Source organism: Sinomonas soli (genome assembly GCF_054782415.1).
Map to the genome: position 1 here is coordinate 18,755 of NZ_BAAGSN010000002.1, position 19,758 is coordinate 38,512.

The following is a 19,758-nucleotide window of genomic DNA, read 5'->3' on the forward strand; positions in this document are numbered from 1 at the left end:
AGCGATGAATGCGGTCCGGGACAGCCCGCTACCGCCGATCGCCCCACAGCCCGAACTGACCTCAGATGCGGAAAGAACGGGTAGAACGGTGAACCAGCACGGCCACGAGCACCAGCGGGGCTCAACCCTGCAGCACGCCCACGAGGGGCACTCCCACGCCACGACGGCCCAGCTCCATGCGGGCCACGGCGACTCCCACACGATGCATACGCACGGCGAGCACGCCGGGCACTCGGTGGCGATGTTCCGCGACAGGTTCTGGCTCACCCTGGGACTGTCTGTCGTCGTCGTGTTCTTCAGCCCCATGTTCTGGCACCTCTTCGGCGCCATGCCGCCCATGTTCCCCGGCAGCGAGTGGATCGGCCCCGTGCTGGGCACGGTGATCTTCTTCTACGGCGGGATGCCCTTCCTCAAGGGCGGCCTCGGCGAGGCGCGCTCCCGCCAGCCCGGCATGATGCTGCTCATCGCGATGGCCATCACCGTCGCGTTCCTCGCCTCCTGGGCCACGAGCCTGCGGATCGGTGGATTCGACCTCGACTTCTGGTGGGAGCTCGCGCTCCTGGTGACCATCATGCTGCTCGGGCACTGGCTCGAGATGCGCGCCCTCGGCGCGTCCCAAGGGGCGCTCGCGGCCCTCGCCGCGCTGCTCCCCGACGAGGCGGACCGGGTGCTCGGCTCGGGCGCGACGGAGACGGTCCCAGCGGCCGATCTGGCGCCGGGCGACGTGGTCCTCGTGCGCGCCGGCGGACGGCTCCCGGCCGACGGCCGCATCGAGCAGGGCACGGCCGAGCTGGACGAGTCCATGATCACCGGCGAGTCCAAGACGGTCAGCCGCGGCCCCGGCGACTCCGTGGTGGCCGGCACCGTCGCGACCGACACGAGCCTGCGGGTCCGGGTCGAGGCGGTCGGGGAGTCGACGGCGCTCGCCGGCATCCAGCGCATGGTCGCCGACGCGCAGTCCTCCTCGAGCCGGGCCCAGGCCCTGGCAGACCGCGCTGCGGCCTTCCTGTTCTACTTCGCTGCCGGCGCCGGCATCCTCACGTTCGCCGCATGGACCCTCCTCGGTGAGCTCCCGACGGCGGTGACCGCCACCGTCACGGTCCTCGTCATCGCGTGCCCCCACGCCCTCGGACTCGCGATCCCCCTCGTCATCGCCATCTCGACCGAGCGCGCAGCCAAGGGCGGGGTCCTCGTGAAGGACCGGATGGCCCTTGAGCGCATGCGCACGGTCACCGCCGTCCTGTTCGACAAGACCGGCACCCTCACCCAGGGCGCGCCGGACGTGGTCGCCGTCGCGGCGGTGCCGGGCGCAGCGGGCGCGGACAGCAGTGTGGGCGAGGGCACGCTCCTCGCCCTCGCTGCCGCCGCCGAGTCGGACAGCGAGCATCCCGTGGCTCGCGCCATCGTCCGCGCGGCCCGGGATCGGGGCCTGGACGTTCCCGCTGCGGCCGGCTTCCAGTCGAGCTCCGGCCGGGGAGTCCAAGCGCGCGTCACCGATGCGGGCGGCGAGGCCCTGGTGCAGGTGGGCGGCCCGGCGCTGCTCGCCGAGCTGGGGCTCACGAGCCCAGCGGGGATCTCCGAGCAGGTCGCGGCGTGGACTGGCCGCGGCGCTTCCGTGCTCCACGTGGTCCGCGACGGCCGGGTGATTGGTGCGCTCGCGCTGGAGGATGCCGTCCGCGAGGAGTCCCGCGCTGCGGTCAGCGCGCTCCAGAGCCGCGGGATCCGGGTGGCGATGATCACCGGTGATGCCCAGCAGGTGGCTGATGCCGTGGCCAAGGACCTCGGGATCGACGAGGTCTTCGCCCAGGTCCTTCCGCAGGACAAGGACCGCAAGGTCGCCGAGCTCCAGGGCCGCGGGCTGAAGGTCGCCATGGTCGGCGACGGCGTCAACGACGCTCCCGCCCTCGCCCGCGCGGACGTGGGCATCGCGATCGGCGCCGGAACCGATGTGGCAATCGAGTCTGCCGGCGTGGTCCTGGCCGGCAACGACCCCCGTTCGGTGGTCTCGGTCGTCGAGCTCTCGCGGGCGAGCTACCGCAAGATGTGGCAGAACCTCGTGTGGGCCACCGGCTACAACCTGATCACCGTGCCCCTAGCCGCGGGCGTCCTCGCCTTCGCCGGGGTGGTGCTCTCGCCCGCGGTGGGCGCCGTGCTCATGTCCCTCTCCACGATCGTGGTGGCGCTCAACGCGCAGCTGCTGCGACGCCTCGACTTGGACCCCCGGCGCGTTGCCTAGAGCGATGGTGGGCGTTGGGAACTGCACAACTCGGGCCGGGAAATGGGTCTTGAGGCCGCTTTCGGGCCGTGAGTTGTGCAGTTCCCAGCGCTTTGCCCTGTGTTCAACGCCTGCGGGTCCCTTGATCCCCGGCCGCCATGCTGGGAGCCTCGTGACATGGCCTACACCCTCACCACCCACGTCCAGCTCCCGTACGCAGAAGCGGTCGAGGCCGTGCGCGCCGCGCTCAAGGACCAGGGCTTCGGCGTCCTGACCGAGGTCGACATCCGGACCACCTTCGCCGCGAAGCTCGGCCCCGACGCCGCCAACGCGGTGGGCGACTACGTGATCCTCGGCGCCTGCAACCCGAACCTCGCCAGCCGCGCGCTGGCTGCCGAGCCCGAGATGGGGGCGCTGCTGCCCTGCAACGTGGTGGTGCGCCGCGGCGCGGACGCGGACTCCACGACCATCGAGGCGATCGATCCGCAGACCATGGTCCAGCTCAGCTCGAGCGAGCAGGTCCGCGAGGTTGCGGACGACGCCGGCACCCGGCTCCGCGCGGCCCTCGCCGCTGTCGGGGCGGACTAGCCCGGCTCCGCCGAGGACCGGGCCGGTTTCGTCGATACAGGATCTTCTGTAGCGTTGAGGTGTGCAGACGCTGACGACCCATGCCGTCCTGGCCCGATTCGGGAAGGCCCTGGCTGACCCGACGCGGGCCGCCGTGCTGATGCAGCTCAAGGACGGGGCCGCCTTTTCGGGCGACCTCGCCGAGCGGATCGGGGTGAGCCGGCAGGCTCTCTCGAACCATCTCGCGTGCCTGCGCGACTGCGGCCTGGTGGTCGCGGAGCCAGAAGGCCGGCGCGTCCGCTACGAGCTCTCCGACCCGAAGCTCGCCCATGCGCTCGCGGACCTCCTCGGAGTGATCCTCGCCGTCGAGCCGGTCTGCACCTGCGGTGTGCCGGAGTGCGCGCCGTGACGGCCGCGCTTCCGACCGACCGTCGGCGCGTCCTCACCCGGCGGATCCGGCAGTTCTCCCTCGCGGTCATCGGCTACAACGTCCTCGAAGCCGTCGTGGCGCTCGTGGCGGGCATTGCGGCGGGGTCCGTCGCACTGATCGGGTTCGGCCTCGATTCGGTGGTCGAGGTGGCCTCGGCCGCGGCGATCTTCTGGCAGTTCGCCGGCGATGACCACGAGCGTCGGGAGAAGGCGGCCCTCCAGGTCGTCGCGTGGCTGTTCTTCGTGCTGGCCGCCTACCTCGTGGTGACCTCGGCGCTGAAGCTGTTCGGCGCCGAGGAGCCCGTCGAGTCGCCGGTCGGCATGGTCCTCACCGCGGTGAGCCTCCTCGTCATGCCGCTGCTCTCCTACGGCCAGCGGCGCGCGGGCAGGGAGCTCGGTTCCCGCAGCGCGGTGGCGGACTCCATGCAGACCCTGCTGTGCACCTACCTCTCGGCCGTGGTCCTCGTGGGACTCGCGATGAACGCCCTCTTCGGCTGGTGGTGGGCCGACCCGCTCGCGGCCCTGGCCATCGCGGCGGCGGCCGTGAAGGAGGGGATCGAGGCCGCCCGGGGGGACGTCTGCTGCGCCCCCTCGTTCGGCCCGGACGCCGGACGTGCGGACGCCCGCGGGGCCGGGGCCGGCACGGAGGAAGCCTGCGACTGCTGCTCGCCCGGCGCGGCCGGCGGCCAGGCCGGCGGGCTCCAGATCACCCTGCGTCCGGCTCAGGCATCGGACCGGGAAGCGGACCCGGAAGCGGAGAGGGGCCGGCGATGAGCGGGCACGACCACTCCCATGCCGACGCGACGCAGGACCGTGCGCGGCTGTTCGCCGCCCTGTGCGTGACCGTGCTGATCCTCGCGGCGGAGATCGTCGGCGCGGTCCTGTCCGGCTCGCTCGCGCTCCTCGCCGACGCCGGACACATGTTCACCGACGCGTCCGGGCTCGTCATCGCACTGATCGCCGCCTCGCTTGCGATGCGGCCCCGCACCCCCGAACGCACGTGGGGCTACCGGCGCGCCGAGGTGCTCGCGGCCGCCCTCCAGGCGGGACTGCTGCTCGTGGTCGGCACCCTCGTCCTCGTGGAGGCCATCCGGCGTCTCGTCTCGCCGCCCGAGGTCGGCTCGTCCGCGATGCTCTGGTTCGGCGTGATCGGGCTGTGCGGCAACGCGATCGCCCTCCTGGTCCTCGCCGGCGGACGGCACAGCAGCTTCAACCTCCGCGCGGCGTTCCTCGAGGTGCTCAATGACGCGCTCGGCTCCGCCGCCGTAATCGTCGCGGCGATCGTGATCGCGCTGACCGGGTTCACCCGCGCCGACGCCCTGGTCTCGCTCCTCATCGGCGCCCTGATCGTGCCCCGGACCCTGCGGCTGCTGAAGGAGACCACGGATGTCCTCCTCGCCTCCACCCCGAAGGGCCTTGACCTCCGTGCCGTGCGGGAGCATATGCTCGCCCTGCCGCACGTGCTCGACGTCCACGACCTGCATGCGACGCTCATCGGCACCGGCACCCCGGTGATCACCGGCCACGTGACCCTCAAGGACGAGTGCCTCATCAACGGCCACTCGCAGCAGATCCTCGTCCAGCTCCAGGAATGCGTCGCCGAGCACTTCGACGTCCCCGTCGAGCACTCCACGTTCCAGCTCGAGAACGCCGCCCACCGCGACCAGGAGCACCTGCATCACTGACCCGCTTGCCGCGCTTTGCGCCAGGGCCACTCCAGCTGCCATCATCTGCGTATGAATGCAGATAAGAAGATCTGCGGACTCAACCCCGACTCCCAGTACGTGGACCTTGCGGTAGAGGTCTTCTCGATGCTCGCCGACGCGACCCGGGTGCGGATCATCCTTGCGCTGCGCGCCCAGGGAGAGCTGTCCGTGAACGAGCTCGCGGAATCGGTGGGCAAGGCGCCGGCGGGCGTGTCGCAGCACCTGGCCAAGCTCCGCCTGGCCCGGATCGTCACCGCCCGGCAGGAGGGGACAAGGGCCTTCTACCGGCTGGCCAACGAGCACGCCTCGCAGATGGTCTCCGATGCGATCTTCCAGGCCGAGCACTCCCTCGGAGGAGTCCCGCGCCACCACCACGTGCAGGCCGAGGCCGGCCAGAAGGAGAAGGAGAGCGCATGAGCGCCGAGCACGCCCCGCACTCCACCGAAGCGGACCAGCGCCACGACCACGACTACGACCACGGGCACGGCCATGACCACGGCCACGGTCACGACCACGGTCACGACCACGGGCACGGCCATGACCACGGGCACGACCACCACCACGGCTTCCTCGGCACGCTCAAGGAATTCTTCGTCCCGCACACCCATGACTCCTCGGATTCGATCGACGACGCGCTCGAGGCGAGCACCGAGGGCGTCCGAGCACTCAAGATCAGCCTCTTTGTCCTCCTGGGCACCACGGTCCTGCAGTTCCTCGTGGTGCTCATCAGCGGCTCGGTGGCGCTCCTGGCGGACACCGTGCACAACTTCTCGGACGCGCTCACGGCCGTCCCCCTCTGGGTGGCCTTCATCCTGGCCCGCCGTCCCGCGACCCGGCGCTACACCTACGGCCTCGGCAAGGCCGAGGACCTCTCGGGCCTGTTCATCATCGCGGTCGTCGCGCTCTCAGCCATCGTGGCCGGCTGGCAGTCCATCGACCGGATCTTCCACCCGCAGCCCCTCGAGAACCTCTGGTGGGTCGCCGCCGCCGGGGTCATCGGCTTCGCCGGCAACGAGGCCGTGGCCGTCTACCGCATCCGCGTGGGGCGGAGGATCGGCTCGGCGGCCCTCGTGGCCGACGGCGTCCACGCGCGCACCGACGGATTCACCTCCCTCGCCGTCGTCGCCGGCGCGGTCGGCGTCATGCTCGGCTTCCCGCTGGCCGACCCGATCGTGGGCCTGCTGATCAGCATCGCGATCTTCGTGCTCCTGTGGGGGACGGTCCGCAGCCTCGGCCGCCGGCTGCTCGACGGAATCGAGCCCGACCTCGTCGACCGGGCCGAGCACGCCCTGGCTCATACCCCCGGGGTGCTGGCCGTCGAACGGGTCCAGCTGCGCTGGATCGGCCACCGTCTCCACGGCTCCGCCATGGTCCGGGTCGACCCGCTCACCACGGCCGCCCAGACGGATGAGCTTCGGGCCGCTGGGGCGCACCGGCTCGGGCACGCCCTGCCCAATCTCGAGGACGTCACCATCGCCGTGACCGCGCAGGGCGCCGGGTAGGCCCGGGCGTCCCCGGCTTCGGGCCCGAGGGCCCTGTCGCCGCCGGGCTGGCAGGGGCCATGCTCGGTGGTGTCGAAGGAGGACGCGATGATGTACGGCTGGTACGGCGGCGGGGGTGTCTGGGCCTGGGTGGTGATGGGCATCGTCATGCTCCTGTTCTGGGGAGGCGTGGCGGCCGTCGTCGTCCTCCTGATCCGCGGTTCCCGCGGCGGGGCGGGCCACTACCCGCCCGGGGCGCCCCACGACGATCCCGAGCGGATCCTGGCCCAGCGGTTCGCCCGCGGCGAGATCGACGAGACGGAGTACAGGGCCCGCCTCGACGCCCTCAGGCGCAGGCCGTGACGAGGCGGGGCCTGCCCACCGTCCTCCTCGCCGCGCTCGCGGCGCTCCTGCTGACCGCCGCCTCCCTGCTCGCCGTGGCCCTGCTGGGACCGCCCGCCGCCGTGACGGGAGCGGCGGCCGCGTGCAGCGCCCCCAGCCTCCCGGGAACCACCGTGAGGGTCACCGAGGCGGACATGGGCGCCGGCATGATGGGGCGGTCCGCGATGCGTCGGGGCATGCGGCTGGCCGTGGACAGGGCCTCCGTTCCCCACGGGCAGGTGTCCCTCGTGGCGACCAATCTGGGCAGCGTCCCGCACGAGCTGCTGGTTCTGCCCCTGCCCCAGGGCCAGGCCCTCGGCGCCCGGGCGGTGGGAGCCGACGGGACCGTCGACGAGACCGGGAGCCTCGGGGAGGCCTCGGCGTCCTGCGCCGCGGGGACGGGCGAGGGCATTGCCCCAGGGGCTGCCTCCTGGGTCACCCTCGCCCTCCCCGCGGGCCACTACGAGCTCCTCTGCAACGTCCCCGGCCACTACCTCGCCGGGATGTTCGCCGAGCTCATCGTCACCTGATGTAGCTGAGCACGCCCATCATGCCCCGGTCCGCGTGGTAGGCGTTGTGGCAGTGGTAGAGCCACTGGCCCGGGTTGGCGGCATCGAAGACCACGGAGACCGTCTGGCCGGGGCGGACGATGACCGTGTCCTTCCGCGCACCCGTGGCGCCCACCTGGAAGGTGTGGCCGTGCAGGTGCATGGGATGCCACATCATGGTGGTGTTCACGAAGTCGATCTGGACCCGCTGGCCCTGACGCACCTCGAGCGCCCCCTCGTACGGATCGTCCATCGAGAAGCGGCGACCGTTGATGCCCCAGTCGTAGGCCATCATCGACCCGGTGAGCCTGACCGTGTGCCTCACCGCGGGGCCTTCTCCGGAAGCCGGACGGCCGCCGCCGAGGTGAGCTGCCCGCCGTCGACCACGGTTCCGCCCAGCGTCGAGGGCAGCGCTGCGGGGAGGGGGCGCTTGCCGGTCCCGGTGCTGATCAGGCCCAGCGCCAGGCCCATCTTCCCCTCCGGGCGGGCCATGAGCGGCGTCCACCCTGCCGGCACGGTGAGGAGGGCGTCGATCCGCTCTCCCATCCCGAGGACGACGGCGTCGACCTCCTTCCGCTCGATTGGGAACCCGTCCGTGTGGGTCAGCGTGAGCTTCACCCCGGGGGCACCGACCCGGTACGCCGTGTCGGCGCCGGCGTTGATGATCCTCAGCCGCACCCGCTCGCCTGGCCTGGCCGTGATCGTGTCCGGATCTGAGGAGGTGCGCCCATTGAAGAGGTGCAGGGGGTACTTCACGTCGCCGGCGTCGCCGCCGAGGAAGTCGCTCGTGGAGCCCATGGACTTGGACCCGCCCCCGGAGCCCATGCGCGTGCCGCCGCTGGGCGCTGCGCCCATGTCCATGCCCTGCATGCCACCCATGCCCTGGCCGCTGCCGGAGGACGTGCCGGAGCCGCCCCCGGATGTGCCGCCCATGCCCCGGGAGAGCTCGGCGAGGACGTCGTCCGGGATCCCCGTGACGCCGTCGAGCCAGTCGTCCAGGAGGATGACCCACTCGTGGTCGTAGTCCTTGGCCTCTGCCGGGTCGTCGACGATGAGCGGCCCATAGAGCCCGCGGTCGCGCTGGAGCTCCACGTGGGAGTGGTACCAGTACGTTCCCGGATGCGGCAGGCGGAAGCCGTAGGAGTAGTCGGCCCCCGCGGCCACAGCCTTCTGGGTCACGCCCTGCACGCCGTCCTGGCTGTTCTCGATCGCGAGGCCGTGCCAGTGGACGGTGGTCTCCTGGGGCAGCGCGTTGTGGAGGGCGACCTCGAGGCGGTCGCCGACCGCGCCGCGGAGCAGGGGGCCGTTGACCGCGCCGTTGTAGCCCCAGGTGGGGACGCGCTTGCCGTCGAGCGCCGCCGTGAGGGGTGCCGCCGAGAGCGAGGCCCTCACGGTACGCCCGGTCGAGGTGCGTGACTGCTCGGCGGCCTGGACCGCGGCGTCGGTGGGTAGGACCCGGGTGCTTCCGCTGCCCGAGGGGGCGCCGCACGCCGCAAGGAGTGCGGCCGAGGCGCCTGCGAGGGAGAGGCCCAGGACCCGGCGGCGCGTCATGGCCGCGCTGAAGGCGCCGGGAACCGTCTGGGGATCGGGGGTGAGAGGTGGGAGCGTCGCGTTCATGGAAGATCCTTTGCTGTGGTGGCACGCCGCGGGCAGGCGGGTGCCGGCGGCAGTGGAGGAGGCGGAGGCCGGCCGTCCCCCGGGTAGGCGGGGGCGTCGTGCCGGCGCACAGGGCGCCGCCCAGGCCCGGAACCGGGCCGAGCGGCTGCTGCCTGGCTGCCGCTGCCTAGATGCGAAGGATCGAGAGCTCGTGGAGGGAGGGCGGAATCGGCGGCGGGGAACGGTGCGCATCGCCGCGTTCCGCTGCTGCGGGGAGGCCCAGGGGCGTGCCAGAAGCGGTCGGAAGCGCGAGGGCCGGGCCGTCCTCGGGCGGCAGCGGCGTGCACATGGCTGCATGGGCGCCGTCGGCGCAGGGCACCGGCCCGGCGCATTCCGTCGCGGCACACGGCATGGCGGCCGACGCCGAGGTGTGGGCCGCGTGCGGGGACGAACCGCCGGAGGCGAGCGCATGCATCCCGAGCAGGCCCACGATCACCAGGACTGCGGCCACGAGGCCGAAGAGGCCGGCGTGCAGTGGACCGCGGACGCCCCAGCGTCGCTCCATGCTCCGCCTCCTTCGATGCATCCGCCCCGTCCCGGTCATCATACCCCAGAGGGGTATCGCTGCGCGCGTCCCCCCGCCAGGACCCAGCCCGTGCCGCCGCGCGCCCGGCCTACCGCCGTCGGCGGCGACCGAGCGTGGTCACGGCGAGGTACCCCGTCAGGCCCGCGATCCCGGTGAGCCCAGTCCGCACGAGCGGCTCGCGCCACCCGCGCCAGCGCTTGTCGGAGGCGACGACCTCGCCCACACCGCGGATGAATGCCGCCGCGATGACGCCGGCGAGCACCTTGTTCCCGATCCTCTCCGCCCGCGCCACGAGGGGCTCGAGCTCCGAGGCCCGCAGGTGCACCTCGAAGCCGCCCGAGTCCAGGACGCGGTTGAGGCTGTCCACGAGGTCGGGGACGTCCGAGGCGAGGTCCAGCGCCGAGAGGCCGGCGGCGCGGAGGCCCCGCAGGAGCGCTGCGGGGGAGTACTGCTCGATCAGCAGCCGGCGCACGTGGGGCTCGAGGACGCGGGAGAGCCGGAACCCCGGGTCCAGGACCCGGCCCAGGCCCTCGGCCATGACCATCATCTTGATGACGATCGCCGCCTCGGCGGGCATGAGCAGGCGGTGGCGCCGCACCACCCCTAGGAGCTTCTGGGCCATGCGGGCGATGTTCACATCCGCGAGGTCCACGCCGTCGTACAGCTGGATGAACTCGGCCACGTCCGCCGCGAGGCGGGCACGGTCGGAGACGGGGCCGGTCAGCGACATCCCCTCGAGCGCCCGCGCGAGCCGCCGGGCGTCCTTGCGGGCGAGCGCGATGAGGAGGTGCCCGAGGTCCCCGCGCAGCTTGTCGTCGATCTCCCCGACCATGCCGAAGTCGATGATGGAGATCCGCCCGTCCGGCTCCACGAACATGTTCCCGGGATGCGGGTCGGCGTGGAAGAACCCGTCCTCGAAGATCATCTGCGCGAGGGCCGCCGCCGAGTGGTCCGCGAGGGCGCGCCGGTCCAGCCCTGCCGCGTCGAGCGCCTCGACGTCGTTGATCTTCAGGCCCTCCATGAACTCGAGGGTGAGCACGCGGGACGTCGTCGTCTGCCAGAAGACCCGCGGGAAGCGGTAGCGGCCGTCCCCGGCGAAGTTCGCCGCGAACCGCTCGGCGTTGCGCCCCTCCTCGAGGTAGTCCAGCTCTTTGGTGAGCGTGCGGGAGAACTCGCCCACGAGCCCCACGACGTTGTACTGGTCCAGCACCGGCCATGCCCGGCTGGCCCTGACCGCCACGTTGTGCAGGATCTCGAGATCCTCCCGGATCCGCTCGACCGCGCCCGGCTTGCGGACCTTGACCACCACCTTCGTCCCGTCCGCGAGGCGCGCGGCGTGGACCTGGCCGATCGACGCGCTCGCGAGCGGGACGTCGTCGAACGCGGAGAACGCCGCGAAGGCGTCCTCACCGAGCTCCTCGCGCACGACGGCGCGGATCGCCTCCGCGGGGACGGGCGGCGCCGCGTCCTGCAGCTTCGCCAGCTCCGCCTGGTAGGCCTCGGGGATCAGGTCCGGCCGGGTCGAGAGGATCTGGCCGAGCTTCATGAAGGTGGGGCCGAGCTCCTCGAGGGCGAGGCGCACGTGCACGGGACCGCCCACGGGGCTCCCCGGCAGCGCCGCGCCGCCGCGCCCGCGGGGGACCAGCCGGCCGAAGCCTGCCCGGGAGAGCACCTGGCTCAGCCCGTGCCGGGCCAGCACGTCCGCGATCTCGCGGTAGCGCCGTGCATGGGTGGTCCAGGGACTCGCGGCCATAGGACGAGCCTACCGGGACTGCTGGTCCCGGACGGCGCTACCGGACCGGCTCGCCCAGCTGTTCCGCGAGCCCTTCCTGCACGGGCCGGCGGCCCGCCTCGACGTGGGCCTCGGACAGCGCCTGGGCGAGGTGGGGCTGGCCGGTGATGATGGCGTCGGCGAGCCCCTCGTGCTCGCGAGCGCTGACCTCGAGCGGCCGGTTGACGGACAGGCCGAAGACCCAGCGGTTCAGGCCCCGCAGCGGCCGGATGGACCGCTCGAGGAGCGCGTTGTCCGTGAGCGCGACGATCTGGTCGTGGAAGGACGCGTTGAGGTCTGAGGCGAGCTCGGCGTCCCCGGCCGCGAGCGCCGCGTGCGCGGCCGCGAGCGTGTCCCTGAGGACCGAGGCGTCCGCGCGGCCTTCGGCCACCCGCTCCGCTGCCCGGGCCGCGGCGAACGACTCGAGCAGCACCCGCAGGTCGAACAGCTCGTCGACGTCCTTGAGCGTCAGCTTCCGCACCACGGCCCCGCGGCGCGGGGCGGTGACCAGGAAGCCGTCCTGCTCAAGCCGGTGGATGGCCTCGCGGACCGGGATGCGGGAGACGCCGTACTGCTCCGAGAGCTCGCGCTCGCGCAGCCGCTGGCCCGGCTGGAGCTGGCCGGACACGATCGAGTTGATGATCTGCTGGTACACCTGAGCCGCCATCGCCTCGTCCGGCGCTGTCGCCGGGCTCTCAGCGTTGGCCGCGTTCTCCACGTTCTCCACGGAGGCGACGATACCCGCTGCCCGGGCCGCGCCCGCGCGCCTCCGCGGTGTCATGGAGGGCCCAGACGGCCCGATCTGCCGTACCCTGAGGGCACCAGTCCAGCCCAGCCGGAGGTCCCCGTGGCCGTGCCCCACCGCCCCGCCGCCGCCCAGCCCGGCACGGCCGTCGCCGCCGAACCCACGGCCCCGGTCCGATTGCCCTGGATCCTGGGCGTGGTCCTGGTCAACGTGGGGATCAATGTCGCGTTCTTCGGCCCGCTCCAGGTGCTCCTGGCCCAGCAGGCGGCCGCGTTCGACCCGGGCCAGAAGGAGGCCATCTTCGCGCTGGTCACTGGCGCGGGGGCGGCGGTCTCCACGTTCGGGAACCCGCTCGCCGGGGCCCTCTCGGACCGGACCCCTGGCCGGTTCGGCCGGCGGCGGCCCTGGGTGCTCCTCGGCGCCGTGGCAGGGGCGCTCGGCCTCGTGGCCCTCGCCGGCGCGCCGAACGTTGCCGTCATGGCGGCGCTGTGGTGCCTCGTGCAGGCCGGCTGCAACGCCGCCTACGCGGCGATCACCGCGGCCATCCCGGACAAGGTGCCGGTGACGCAGCGCGGCACCGTCGGCGGCCTGGCCGCGATGGGGATCACGGTGGGCATCCTCCTCGGCGCCGTGGTGGCCGCAGCCGTGGCCGGCAGCTTCTCCCTCGGCTACGTGGTCTGCGGGGCCGTGCTCGTCCTCGGGACCGTCGTCTACCTCGTGACCGCGGGGGACGCCGCCCTGCCGCGCGGCGCGTTCGGGGGCTTCTCGCTCCGCAGATTCCTCGCCTCGTTCTGGATCAGCCCCCGGCGCTACCCGGACTTCGGGTGGGCATGGTTCACCAAGCTGCTCGTCAACGTGGGAAACCACATGATCCTGCTCTACCTCGTGTACTTCCTCACCGACGAGGTGCGGATCGAGCAGACCACCGGGATCGCCCCGGCCACCGGCGTGCTCATCCTCACCGGCATCTACGCGGTGCTCGTCATCGTGACCAGCGTGGTGGGCGGCCGGCTCAGCGACCGCATGGGCCGGCGGAAGCCGCTCGTGATCATCTCCTCGTGCGTCATCGCCGTCGCCTCGCTGACGATCGGGCTGTTTCCGACCTGGGCCGGGGCGATCGCGGGCGCGAGCGTGCTCGGCATCGGGTACGGCGCCTACCAGGCGGTCGACTTCGCGCTCGTGACCCAGGTCCTCCCGCGCGCCGAGGACCGCGGCAAGGACCTCGGGGTCATCAACATCGCCAACTCCCTGCCGCAGGTCATCGCCCCGGCGATCGCCTACCCGTTCGTGGCGTTCCTCGGCGGGTACGTCTCGCTCTACATCGCCGCCGCCGTGATCGGCCTGCTCGGGGCCGTGTTCGTCACCCGCATCCGCAGCGTCGCCTGACCCCTCGCCGTAGCGGACGTGGCTCCTCGTGGCCGCGGAGATGACTCCTCCGCGGGAGGGGGAGCGCGAACGGGGAGAGCGGGAGGCGAGGGTCAGCGGGCCCGGGCCACGCGCCGTCGTGCGACGATCTCGCAGGCAGCCTTGAGCTGCTGCTCGGCCTCGTAGGGCATGAGGCGGCCGGTCCGCACCCCGGAGACGAGCCCCGAGATGACGAGCACGATGCTCCGTCCCCGTTCCGCGTCCCCGGCCAGGCGCCCCAGCACGGACCAGGACAGCTCGTCAACCTCGCCGATGAGCGCAGCGAGCTCATGGTCGGCCGGGACCACGAGCTCGTCGAGGCACGAGTTGACGGCAGGCTGGGCCAGCCGCATGGCGAACAGCTCTCCGGCGGCGCCGGCGAGGGCGCTCGCCCGCTGCGCGTCCGTCCGGGAGGCGGCCACGCGGTCCTCGACCCGGTTCCTCAGCTCGAGGAGCTGACGCCGGTGGAGGCCCAGGAGCAGGTGTGCGGACGAGGGGAAGTAGCGGTAGGCCGTGCTCGAGGAGACCCCGGCCTCGTGGGCCACCTCGGTGACGTCCACCTCGGGGTACTCGCGGGTCGCGAACTGCGCCGCCGTGTCCAGCAGCTGCTCGTACCGGGCAGCCATGCGGGGCGTCGCCGGCGGTGGAGCAGGGGTCACCAGATCGTGGGGCAATTCGAGCACTGCGAAGCAACCTCATTCCGGACGCTGGGGGGCCGTTCGGCACGCGGACAGAGAGGGGGACCGGGGGACTGTCCAACTATACGCCAGCGGCCTCGGACCGCCCGGGGCGGGGGGGGTGCGGGCGCTCGCCGGCCCCGCAGGCAGCGTGACGACCACTGTGGCTTCCGCCTTGCGGAAGGCGGGCTCCATCCACCTATGATGTCCTTACCTCTTTCCCGAGGCCGGTACCCGCGCGGTCATCCCCGCGCATGAGCCGGCTCCCGGAAGTGCCGAACCCGGCAATCACCCCGGATCCCACCAGGCTGCGCACGGGAGACCTGCGCCGACACAGCGGTCGGCCGTCTTCCCGCGCGAGGCCCGCCACGCCGTCGTGCGCCCCCCACTACCCGCGGCCCGAGCCGCGAGCGCGGCGGCACCTGACCCAGGAGACACTGCCGTGACTGCTCCCATCGACACCTTTGCCCCTTCTTCCGACTCGCTCGCCGAGCCGATCAGCACCGAGGAGATCTTCGCCGCGCACGAGGGCGGGAAGCTCTCCGTCGCGGTGGAGCGCCCGCTGGCGACCAAGCGCGACCTCTCGATCGCCTACACGCCCGGGGTGGCCCAGGTGAGCCGTGCGATCGCCGCGGACCCCGCCGTGGCCCGGACGCACACGTGGGCCTCGCGGCTCGTCGCCGTGGTCTCGGACGGGACGGCGGTGCTGGGGCTGGGGGACATCGGCCCGTCCGCGTCGCTGCCGGTGATGGAGGGCAAGAGCGCCCTGTTCAAGACCTTCGGCGGGCTGGACTCGATCCCGATCGTGCTGGACACGACGGACGTGGACGAGATCGTCCAGACGCTGGTGCGGATCGCGCCCTCGTTCGGGGCGGTGAACCTCGAGGACGTCGCCGCGCCGCGCTGCTTCGAGCTCGAGGCCCGGCTGATCGAGGCCCTGGACATGCCCGTGATGCACGACGACCAGCACGGCACCGCGGTGGTGGTCCTCGCCGCGCTGACGAACGCCGCCGCCGTGGTGGGCAAGGAGCTGGGCTCGCTGCGGGCCGTGATCGCCGGCGCCGGGGCGGCCGGGATCGCCATCGCCGAGATCCTGCTGGCCTCCGGGCTGACGGACGTGGTCCTGCTCGACTCCCGGGGCGCGATCCACGCCGGGCGGCCCGGCCTGTCCGGGCTCAAGGCCGAGTACGCTGCCCGGACCAACCCGCGCGGCGTGGCCGGCGGAACGGCCGAGGCCCTCGCCGGGGCGGACGTGTTCATCGGCGTCTCCTCCTCGACGGTTCCGGAGGAGCACCTGGCCGGGATGGCCGAGGGGGCGATCGTGTTCGCCCTGTCCAACCCCGATCCGGAGGTGGCCCCCGAGGTCGCGGCCCGGCACGCGGCCGTCGTGGCGACGGGGCGCAGCGACTTCCCGAACCAGATCAACAACGTGCTCGCGTTCCCGGGGATCTTCCGCGGGGCCCTGGATGCCGGGGCACGGCGGATCACCCCGGCGATGAAGATCGCCGCCGCCAGGGCCATCGCCGGGCTCGCCCAGGACGGGCTCTCCGCGGACTGCATCGTCCCGAGCCCCCTCGACCCCCGCGTCGCCCCCGCCGTCACCGCCGCGGTGGCCGCCGCCGTCGTCCCGGGCGAGTAGGCGCTCCCCCCCCCGACCAAGGGCGGGATGAGCACGGCGACGCGCCGCGCCCGTGCTCACCCTGCCGTGGCCCGGGGGCGGGCCGGCCGCCGGGCCGCGCCGTGGGGCCGCCCGTGGCAGGATGGCCGCGTGGACACCAGCCTCCTCGCGGCCCTCCTGTGCGCGACCGCCCTCGCCGTCTCAGTGCTCGGCACGATCCTGCCGGTACTCCCGGGGAGCGTCCTCGGGATTCTCGCCCTGCTCGAGTGGGCGCTCTTCGGCGGGGCCGGGGCCGGCGGATGGGCGGTGTTCGCCATCGGCACGGTGCTCTTCACCGCCGGTATGGGCGCTTCCTATCTGCTTACCGGGCGAAGACTCGCTGCCCGCCAGGTCCCCAACGGCTCCATCCTCGCCGCCACCGTTGTCGCCGTCATCGGCATGTTCGCGGTGCCGGTCGTCGGGCTGTTCCTGGGCTTCGCAGTGGGGCTGCTCGGGAGCGAATGGGTGAGGACCCGCGACCTGCGGGCGGCCGGGGCGTCCTCGTGGGCTGCGCTCAAGGCCCTGGGGCTGGGGCGCCTCGCCGAGTTCGCATTTGCCGCCGTGGCTGTGACCGTCTGGGTCATCGGGGCCTGGGTGCACTTCGCGACCCGCTGACCCCCGGCCTCCGTTCCGGGTACGCATCTCGTCGCGCCTTTCCCGTTCCGGGTACGCATCTCGTCGCCTCTGAGGGCCTCCGGGTATACGGCTGCCCGTGCCCAGCCCGCAGCAGGCCCGCGCCGCCCCCTGTGGCGGCCTCCGCGCACGACGACGCGCAGCGCCGCCGTCGGCCGTCTCGCCGGGGTTTCCCCTCGGGGGAAGGAACGGCGCGGGCAGCGGTGTACCCGGAATGCCGTTTCCCCGGCGAGATGCGTACCCGAAAGCCCGGCTGGGGGTGGGCGGCGCCGCGTCGCTAGCATGGTGGGCATGCCTTCCCGCGAATTGGGCGGCCGCCCCCCGTTCCACGACCCGCGCGACCTCACGCCCTTCCGCGGCGCGCAGGTCTACGCCCCTGTCCGCGGCATCAGACGCCGTCTCGCCCAGCGGGTCACCGGCAGGACCAGGGCCCCGCGCCTGCGGCCGTTCGCGTCCAAGGTCGAGAAGCAGGTCCACACGGCCGTGTTCGCCCACGCGGAGCCGGAGCGGCTCGTGATGATCGCCCGCGCGCACCCCGGCTGGTCCGGGCTCTGCTACGTCATGGGAGGCCTCCAGGCGTACCGGTCCCACCACCACGCTCAGGCCGCCGAGCTCCTGGCCCGCGGGCTCGCGGGCACGAGTGAGCCGGCCGCCGCCGCGTTCGCGACCGAGTACCTCGGAGCGGTGCGGCACTGGATCGAGGTCTCCGAAGGGGTCGAGGTTGAGGTCCTCTTCAGCGAGGAGGCCGTGTGCCTCGCGCTCGCCCACAGCCTCCGGGAGGTCGGCCGGCCGGACGAGGCGCTCGCCGTCCTCGCCCCGCTGCCGCCCTCGATGCCCACGGCGCTGGCCTCGTGCCGCCTCGCCGAGGTGCTGGGACGCCCGCACGACATCGTGGCCTGGACCGACGGCCTGGCGAACGCGAGCGACCTCGCCGCGGCCCTCCTCGTGCTCCGCGCGCGGGCCCTGCGCGAGCTCGGCCGCCGAGCCGATGCCCTTGCCGCCGTCCGCGAGGCCCTGCGGCGCCGCCGCACCGCGTTCGCGGTCAAGAACTCCGCCGCCACCGAGCGGGCGCTGCTCATGCTGGGTGTGTCCCGGCGCCGGCGCGGCGCCGCCGCCTGCGCCCCCTCCTCGGCGTTCGAGGAGCTGCGCGCGCTCACGCAGGCCCGGCGCGCACGGGACACCGAGGCCCGCGAGCTGTGGCTGAAGGACTTCGAGGACCTCGAGCGCCGCTCAGGGGAGTAGCCGGGCGGCCCGTCTGCGGACGACGCCGGGTGCGCACCCGGCGCTGCCGAGCCGCCGCTGCCCTGTCCCCACTCGCCCGGTTCCGGGTACGCATCTCGCTGCGGAAACAGCGTCTCGGGTACGCGCCTGGCGTACCCGAAATGGCGAAAGGGCGACGAGATGCGTACCCGAAACGGCGAAAGGGCGACGAGATGCGTACCCGAAACGGCGAAAGGGCGACGAGATGCGTACCCGAAATGGTCAGGGGCGGCGGGACCTTGGTCGGGTCGCCGGGGGCGGGGCCGCGGGGGACGGCGCAGGGGCGCCGCCGTCATCGGCCTCGAGGAGCGCTGTGGTCCGGTACGGGATGACCGTGCGCAGGATCATCCGGGTCGACGTGCGCCGGATGCCTGGGCACAGGCGGATCTCCTCGGACACGCGGTAGAGGTCATCCGGGCTCGTGGCAACCGCCCGGATGAGGAGGTCGGTGTCCCCGGCCGGGGCCAGGCACTCGAGGACCTCGGGGATGCGCCGCAGCGCGGCCACGGCCTCGTTGATGTGGCTCTGGTCCAGCTCGGCGCTGACCTCGGCCAGGACCCCGCGGCCCAGCCCCTCGGGGTGCACGCGGGTACTGCTGGCGCGCAGCACGCCGCTCGCGCCCATCCGCTCGAGGCGGGACTGCACGGTGCCCCGTGCAAGGCCCAGGCGCTGCGCGAGGACCATGATGGGCGCGCGCGGGTCCTCGTCGAGCGCGAGGAGGATCCGGCGGTCGGTGCGGTCAAGCTGCTGCGTTCTGATCACTCTCCACGGCTCAAAGCGGGTTCTCTTGGTCAGATTGACCATCGATCGGCGGCACAGTTGTCGCTGGTGCCCGTGACTTGCTCTGATGGTAGCAGTCAGCCCGACGGGCCCACCGGCCCGGACGGCGCGGCGACGGCCAGCCCGGGACACCGACCGCCCTGGCCCGAGCGGTCACACCGGACCCGGCCGCAGCAGGACCCCCGGGACTCCAGCAAGGGAGCCGGAACGCAACGAGAGGCCCCACGGCAGATGCCGCGGGGCCTCTCGCGTGCGCGGGCGGCGCGGTGGCCGTGCGGGCGCTAGTGCAGGCTGCTGGAGGTCTGCTCCTGCGCCGTGGCGTTGGTGTTCATGGTGCGCGAGGCGTCGCGCAGCTGCTCGACGAGCTTGGCCAGGGACTTCATGCCCGTGGACTGCCACTCGCCCTTGAACTGCTCGGCGTCGCGGCCGGCCCAGTTCGCCGGGATGTTGTTGTTGATCAGCGCATTGAGGTTGTTCTTGATCTGGTCCACCTCGTTGGCCTTCGCGTCGAACTGCTTCGCGACACCGCGGAGCTCGGCAACGTTGGCGCCCTGCTGAATAGCCATGGTCTTCCCTTCCGTCCTGCCCCTCGGGCTTCCCCCGTGGACTGGCTCCACGCTATACGCCGCCCGGCACCCCGCGCGATGGGGAGAACTCCACACAGGGAAGGGGCCCGGCACCGCGGCTGGCGCGGCGTCGGGCCCCGAAGCGTGCTGGTCCTGTCAGCTGGCCCGGCTGACCACCAGGATCGGCTGGGTCCCGGTGTGCGGGCCGGGCCGGGCGGGCATCGGCCGGGCGGGGCGCATGCGGGCGACGGCGGCGGGCTCGCTCGGGCGCGCCGGCGCCGCGTGGTCTTCGGACGGGGCAGGAGCCGGGGCGGGGGCAGGAGCGGGGGCCGAGGCGACGCTGAGGGCGGGCAGCAGGACCGGTATCGCGACCTCCTCGTCGGCAGGCTGCGCCTCCTCGGCGTCGACGGCCCGCGGGGCGCGCGAGTCCGCGGCGGCCGAGGCTGCGGTGGCGGAGGACCGCTTCGCGGCGAGGAGGGCATCCGCCTTGGCGATCACGGCCCGGCGGGCGTACTCGGCGCGGGCATCCTCGGTCTCGACCGCGGGCCCCTGGGCCGCGGCCTCGCGCCGTGCGAGCCCTCGCTGGACCAGTCCGCGCGCTGCCCGCAGAGCGGCCATGGCCGCCGACGCGACTCCCTGGCCCGCGCCGGCGATCACGAGCGTGATGACGGTGGCCACCGCGAGGAACAGCAGGAGCGCGCCCCCGATCATGAGCGTCCCGAAGTACACAAGGTTCGTCACCATCAACGCATCGTC

General features: G+C 73.0%; 22 protein-coding genes. 13 read left to right on the forward strand and 9 right to left on the reverse strand.

The window, feature by feature from the left end; all coding sequences use genetic code 11:
* Window positions 1-88 precede the first annotated feature (88 nt).
* The 9 genes from ACYVKZ_RS00635 to ACYVKZ_RS00675 all read left to right on the forward strand — a co-directional run bounded on the left by ACYVKZ_RS00635 (window position 89) and on the right by ACYVKZ_RS00675 (window position 7,309).
* A complete protein-coding gene (locus tag ACYVKZ_RS00635) occupies window positions 89-2,236 on the forward strand; it encodes a heavy metal translocating P-type ATPase (RefSeq protein ID WP_460990106.1) in 2,148 nt (715 codons plus the stop codon).
* A gap of 156 nt (window positions 2,237-2,392) precedes the next feature.
* Window positions 2,393-2,803, forward strand: coding sequence for a DUF302 domain-containing protein (locus ACYVKZ_RS00640; RefSeq protein WP_460990108.1), 411 nt, complete (start codon window positions 2,393-2,395; stop codon window positions 2,801-2,803).
* A gap of 61 nt (window positions 2,804-2,864) precedes the next feature.
* Complete coding sequence (locus ACYVKZ_RS00645; RefSeq protein ID WP_447420080.1) at window positions 2,865-3,191, forward strand: ArsR/SmtB family transcription factor; 327 nt, start codon at window positions 2,865-2,867, stop codon at window positions 3,189-3,191.
* Entirely contained in the window at window positions 3,188-3,985 is a 798-nt protein-coding gene (locus tag ACYVKZ_RS00650; protein ID WP_460990111.1) for a cation diffusion facilitator family transporter, read from the forward strand. The genes ACYVKZ_RS00645 and ACYVKZ_RS00650 overlap by 4 nt, the downstream gene beginning before the upstream one ends.
* Window positions 3,982-4,896: a cation diffusion facilitator family transporter gene (locus tag ACYVKZ_RS00655; protein ID WP_460990113.1), complete on the forward strand. Its 915-nt coding sequence runs from the start codon at window positions 3,982-3,984 to the stop codon at window positions 4,894-4,896. The genes ACYVKZ_RS00650 and ACYVKZ_RS00655 overlap by 4 nt, the downstream gene beginning before the upstream one ends.
* Window positions 4,897-4,947: 51 nt before the next feature.
* Window positions 4,948-5,334, forward strand: coding sequence for an ArsR/SmtB family transcription factor (locus ACYVKZ_RS00660; RefSeq protein WP_460990114.1), 387 nt, complete (start codon window positions 4,948-4,950; stop codon window positions 5,332-5,334).
* Entirely contained in the window at window positions 5,331-6,419 is a 1,089-nt protein-coding gene (locus ACYVKZ_RS00665; RefSeq protein ID WP_460990115.1) for a cation diffusion facilitator family transporter, read from the forward strand. The genes ACYVKZ_RS00660 and ACYVKZ_RS00665 overlap by 4 nt, the downstream gene beginning before the upstream one ends.
* 87 nt (window positions 6,420-6,506) lie before the next feature.
* Entirely contained in the window at window positions 6,507-6,761 is a 255-nt protein-coding gene (locus ACYVKZ_RS00670; RefSeq protein WP_460990116.1) for an SHOCT domain-containing protein, read from the forward strand.
* Window positions 6,758-7,309 (forward strand): sulfocyanin-like copper-binding protein, encoded by a 552-nt coding sequence (locus ACYVKZ_RS00675; RefSeq protein ID WP_460990117.1) that lies wholly within the window; start codon window positions 6,758-6,760, stop codon window positions 7,307-7,309. The genes ACYVKZ_RS00670 and ACYVKZ_RS00675 overlap by 4 nt, the downstream gene beginning before the upstream one ends.
* On the opposite strand, the gene ACYVKZ_RS00680 is transcribed toward ACYVKZ_RS00675, so the two are convergent.
* The 5 genes from ACYVKZ_RS00680 to ACYVKZ_RS00700 form a co-directional block, all read right to left on the reverse strand.
* A complete protein-coding gene (locus ACYVKZ_RS00680) occupies window positions 7,302-7,652 on the reverse strand; it encodes a multicopper oxidase domain-containing protein (RefSeq protein ID WP_460990118.1) in 351 nt (116 codons plus the stop codon). The genes ACYVKZ_RS00675 and ACYVKZ_RS00680 overlap by 8 nt on opposite strands.
* Entirely contained in the window at window positions 7,649-8,944 is a 1,296-nt protein-coding gene (locus ACYVKZ_RS00685; RefSeq protein ID WP_460990119.1) for a multicopper oxidase family protein, read from the reverse strand. Before ACYVKZ_RS00685 ends, ACYVKZ_RS00680 begins: the two co-directional genes overlap by 4 nt.
* 166 nt (window positions 8,945-9,110) lie before the next feature.
* Entirely contained in the window at window positions 9,111-9,488 is a 378-nt protein-coding gene (locus ACYVKZ_RS00690; protein ID WP_460990120.1) for a DUF6153 family protein, read from the reverse strand.
* A gap of 109 nt (window positions 9,489-9,597) precedes the next feature.
* Entirely contained in the window at window positions 9,598-11,262 is a 1,665-nt protein-coding gene (locus ACYVKZ_RS00695) for an ABC1 kinase family protein (protein ID WP_460990121.1), read from the reverse strand.
* A 37-nt stretch (window positions 11,263-11,299) separates the two neighbouring features.
* Window positions 11,300-12,007 carry a GntR family transcriptional regulator gene (locus tag ACYVKZ_RS00700; RefSeq protein WP_460990122.1) on the reverse strand — a complete coding sequence of 236 codons (708 nt, stop codon included), beginning with the start codon at window positions 12,005-12,007 and terminating at the stop codon, window positions 11,300-11,302.
* Window positions 12,008-12,127: 120 nt separating this feature from the next.
* Here ACYVKZ_RS00700 and ACYVKZ_RS00705 point away from each other — a divergent pair, with 120 nt between their 5' ends.
* Window positions 12,128-13,411 (forward strand): MFS transporter, encoded by a 1,284-nt coding sequence (locus ACYVKZ_RS00705; RefSeq protein ID WP_460990123.1) that lies wholly within the window; start codon window positions 12,128-12,130, stop codon window positions 13,409-13,411.
* 92 nt (window positions 13,412-13,503) lie between these two features.
* Here ACYVKZ_RS00705 and ACYVKZ_RS00710 read toward each other — a convergent pair whose 3' ends face one another.
* The gene (locus ACYVKZ_RS00710; RefSeq protein WP_307006473.1) at window positions 13,504-14,088 is read right to left on the reverse strand and encodes a TetR/AcrR family transcriptional regulator; all 585 of its coding nucleotides are present in this window, start codon (window positions 14,086-14,088) and stop codon (window positions 13,504-13,506) included.
* 472 nt (window positions 14,089-14,560) lie between these two features.
* Here ACYVKZ_RS00710 and ACYVKZ_RS00715 point away from each other — a divergent pair, with 472 nt between their 5' ends.
* From ACYVKZ_RS00715 to ACYVKZ_RS00725, 3 genes are all read left to right on the forward strand, one after another.
* Window positions 14,561-15,745, forward strand: coding sequence for an NAD(P)-dependent malic enzyme (locus ACYVKZ_RS00715; RefSeq protein WP_460990199.1), 1,185 nt, complete (start codon window positions 14,561-14,563; stop codon window positions 15,743-15,745).
* Between the two features lie 129 nt (window positions 15,746-15,874).
* On the forward strand, window positions 15,875-16,378 hold the full coding sequence (locus tag ACYVKZ_RS00720; RefSeq protein WP_460990124.1) for a DUF456 domain-containing protein: 504 nt from the start codon (window positions 15,875-15,877) through the stop codon (window positions 16,376-16,378).
* Window positions 16,379-16,687: 309 nt separating this feature from the next.
* The gene (locus ACYVKZ_RS00725) at window positions 16,688-17,638 is read left to right on the forward strand and encodes a hypothetical protein (protein ID WP_460990125.1); all 951 of its coding nucleotides are present in this window, start codon (window positions 16,688-16,690) and stop codon (window positions 17,636-17,638) included.
* Window positions 17,639-17,878: 240 nt separating this feature from the next.
* Here the strand turns inward: ACYVKZ_RS00725 and ACYVKZ_RS00730 are convergent, their stop codons facing one another.
* The 3 genes from ACYVKZ_RS00730 to ACYVKZ_RS00740 all read right to left on the reverse strand — a co-directional run bounded on the left by ACYVKZ_RS00730 (window position 17,879) and on the right by ACYVKZ_RS00740 (window position 19,746).
* Window positions 17,879-18,460 carry an Lrp/AsnC family transcriptional regulator gene (locus tag ACYVKZ_RS00730; protein WP_460990126.1) on the reverse strand — a complete coding sequence of 194 codons (582 nt, stop codon included), beginning with the start codon at window positions 18,458-18,460 and terminating at the stop codon, window positions 17,879-17,881.
* Between the two features lie 257 nt (window positions 18,461-18,717).
* Window positions 18,718-19,002 (reverse strand): WXG100 family type VII secretion target, encoded by a 285-nt coding sequence (locus ACYVKZ_RS00735; RefSeq protein WP_307006054.1) that lies wholly within the window; start codon window positions 19,000-19,002, stop codon window positions 18,718-18,720.
* 156 nt (window positions 19,003-19,158) lie between these two features.
* A complete protein-coding gene (locus ACYVKZ_RS00740; protein WP_460990127.1) occupies window positions 19,159-19,746 on the reverse strand; it encodes a hypothetical protein in 588 nt (195 codons plus the stop codon).
* Between the last annotated feature and the right edge of the window lie 12 nt (window positions 19,747-19,758).